The sequence below is a fragment of the Priestia sp. P5_B4 genome, assembly GCF_056400385.1.
In genome coordinates this window covers 1-2,852 of the sequence record NZ_JBFULJ010000483.1, presented here as the reverse complement: position 1 = coordinate 2,852, position 2,852 = coordinate 1, and the positions used below count along the sequence as shown (strand labels likewise).

3 protein-coding genes and 1 pseudogene are annotated in these 2,852 nt (G+C 41.4%); all 4 read right to left on the bottom strand.

Annotated features, from left to right (window positions below; all coding sequences use genetic code 11):
• A pseudogene (locus AC1DRF_RS21680) lies at positions 1-150 on the bottom strand (acetaldehyde dehydrogenase (acetylating)); the annotation flags it as partial.
• A 23-nt stretch (positions 151-173) separates the two neighbouring features.
• The gene (locus AC1DRF_RS21675; protein WP_043981033.1) at positions 174-953 is read right to left on the bottom strand and encodes a 2-keto-4-pentenoate hydratase; all 780 of its coding nucleotides are present in this window, start codon (positions 951-953) and stop codon (positions 174-176) included.
• 24 nt (positions 954-977) lie between these two features.
• The gene (locus tag AC1DRF_RS21670) at positions 978-2,447 is read right to left on the bottom strand and encodes an aldehyde dehydrogenase (protein ID WP_477741667.1); all 1,470 of its coding nucleotides are present in this window, start codon (positions 2,445-2,447) and stop codon (positions 978-980) included.
• Positions 2,444-2,852 (bottom strand): RidA family protein (locus tag AC1DRF_RS21665; protein ID WP_477741666.1); only part of this gene is annotated, 409 nt, incomplete at its 5' end. The genes AC1DRF_RS21665 and AC1DRF_RS21670, both read right to left, overlap by 4 nt.

The window sequence follows — 2,852 nt, the reverse complement described above, 5'->3', positions numbered from 1 at the left end:
CCCTGCTTCTCTCGCTCTTTTTAGACCATCTGAATCCGGATCAATTCCAAGAACAGCTGTTAACTCGATAAATTCGCTGCGCTGAAGCTTATACATCAAATCGGTCCCAATATTTCCTGAGCCAATAATTGCGGCTTTCACTTTTTCCACTACTCTTCACCTTCTTTCCGGTATTATTCAAAACGTACGGATACTGAACCAAGAGAACCGAATTCTGCTTTTACTGCATCCCCGCTCGCAACTGGTACTGCTGCAGATAGAGCCCCTGGTAAGATTAATTCGCCGGCTTTTAAACAAATATCGAAATCAGATAGCTTATTTGCCAGCCATGCAACCGCATGTGCCGGATGCCCAAGGGCAGCTGCCCCAGCTCCTGTTGCGACAAGCTCCTTGTTTTTATAGAGAATCATACTAGTCGTACGTAAATCGGCTTGCTCAATTGTGGAATATTTATTCCCTACCACTACTTTGGCAGAAGAGCCATTGTCTGCAACCGTATCGACTAATTTGATTTTCCAACCGGCAATGCGACTATCAATGACTTCGATGGTCGGCACCACGTATTTCGTTGCCATTAAGACATCCAAATAGGTAACGTTAGGCCCTTTTAAATCTTCTTCTAGAATAAACCCAATTTCCGCTTCAATTTTTGGAGCCACCATTGAATGAATGTTGATTATTTCATTATCCGTTACTTTCATATCATCAAATAAGTGTCCATAATCAGGCTCACTAACGCCTAACATATCTTGCATGGCTTTACTGGTTAGACCAACTTTTTTACCAACAATCTTTTTTCCTTCTTCCAGCTTTCTTTTTACAATCTCTAATTGAATATGGTAAGAATCAGCTACTGATAAAGCAGCATGTCGTTCTGTAATAGGAGAAATTGGCTGATTCGTCTTTTCTGCTTCTAAAAGTTCTTCTGCAAGCTCACTAATAAGTGTACGCATCCGTTAATCACCTCTTTTATAGAGTTAAAGTTTCATTGTAATTGTTTTGGCTTCCGTATAAAATTCAAAGCTGTGCCGGCCGCCTTCACGACCAATTCCACTTGCTTTTGCTCCGCCAAACGGCGTTCTTAAATCACGAATATACCAGCAGTTGATCCAAAGTAATCCAGCAGTAACTCCAGAAGCAACGCGTTGTGCTCTTCGTAAATCATTTGTCCAGACAACCCCTGCTAATCCATAAATAGAATCATTGGCAATTTGAATTGCTTCCTCTTCTGTTTTAAATGGAATAACAACAAGTACAGGTCCAAAAATTTCTTCTTGAGCTACACGCATTTTGTTATCTACGTCGTAAAGAACAGTCGGCTCATAAAAATTCCCTGTTTCTAAACCTTCTACTCTTTTTCCTCCGCATGCCAGCTTAGCTCCTTCCGCCAAACCAATTCGGACATATTCATCGACCGTTTCTAAGTGACTTTGTGATACAAGTGCTCCCATGTTTGTCTCTTCACTCAGAGGATCGCCTACTTTAATATTTCTTACCGCTGCTGTGAACTTTTCAAGAAACTGCTTATAAATGCTTTCTTGTACAAGTAAACGAGAACCTGCTAAGCATATCTCTCCTTGATTTCGATAGATTGCTTCGATAGATCCTTTTACTGCTTCATCCAAATCCGCATCTTCAAATACAATATTGGCTGATTTGCCTCCAAGCTCTAGCGAAACAGGAATCAGGTTTTCTGCTGCATTTCGCATGACCGTTTTTCCTGTATTACTTTCCCCGACAAATGAAATACGGCGAACGGACGGGTGAGTAGACATAGTAGTCCCTACCGTATTCCCTGGACCTGTAATAATATTCAATACACCAGGAGGCAATCCAGCTTCATTAGCAATTTCTCCAAGCATTACTGCACTTAACGGTGTATAAGAAGCGGGCTTAATAACCACTGTATTGCCAGATGCCAAAGCAGCTGAAGCTTTCCATGTCATCTGCATAAATGGTAGATTCCAAGGGATAATGAGGCTTGTAACTCCCGCTGGTGAATACTTGGCATAGGACATGACATTATGCTTTTCGTAATGCTCATGCACCATATATTTAGCCATCTCAGCAAAGAAACGGAAGTTTTGAGCTGCTCGTGGAATATCAAATTCTCGACTTTCTTTAATAGGTTTTCCTACATCTAGCGTTTCTAAATAAGCTAGTTCATCTACTTTTTCCATAATTAAGTCAGCCATTTTACAAAGGATGGCAGAGCGCTCTTCAACAGGCATCTTGCTCCAAATACCGCTTTCAAATGCACKCTGAGCTGCGTCAATAGCGCGCTTTGCATCTTCTGTGCCGCCATTAGCTACAGAAGCTAATTTCTCATTCGTTGCTGGATTAAAGGTATCAAAGGTTTGACCGGATAGAGCGTCTACGTATTCTCCATTAATAAAAAGCTTTGCATCTTTTACCGTCATTTCTTCAATAACTGCCTCTTTATTCATCGGATATCCTCCTTATCCTCAATCTCTAAAACCATTTCAATTTCTACAGCTGTGTTATTGGGGAGCTGAGCCATTCCTACAGCTGAACGGCCGTGTTTCCCTTTATCCCCAAATACTTTTACGAGCAAGTCTGAAGCGCCATCCATTACTTTAGGCTGGCCCGTAAAGTCCTCTGTACTATTTACAAAACCAAGAATTTTAACGACACGCTTCACTTTGCTTAACCCGTCTAACTCGTAACTTACCGCACTCAATACATTCAGCACGGATTGCTGAGCCGCCTTATATCCCTCTTCAATTGTTAAATCCTTGCCTAACTTGCCGTGATATTGATCTACCCCTTGGCCAGAAGTAAACAATAAATTACCTGTTCGTACACAGCTGACGTAGTTTCCTACTGAAGGA

Bases quoted from the DNA above. Each gene is read 5' to 3' on its own strand.
- AC1DRF_RS21675 (WP_043981033.1), bottom strand. From the start codon at position 953: ATGCGTACACTTATTAGTGAGCTTGCAGAAGAACTTTTAGAAGCAGAA.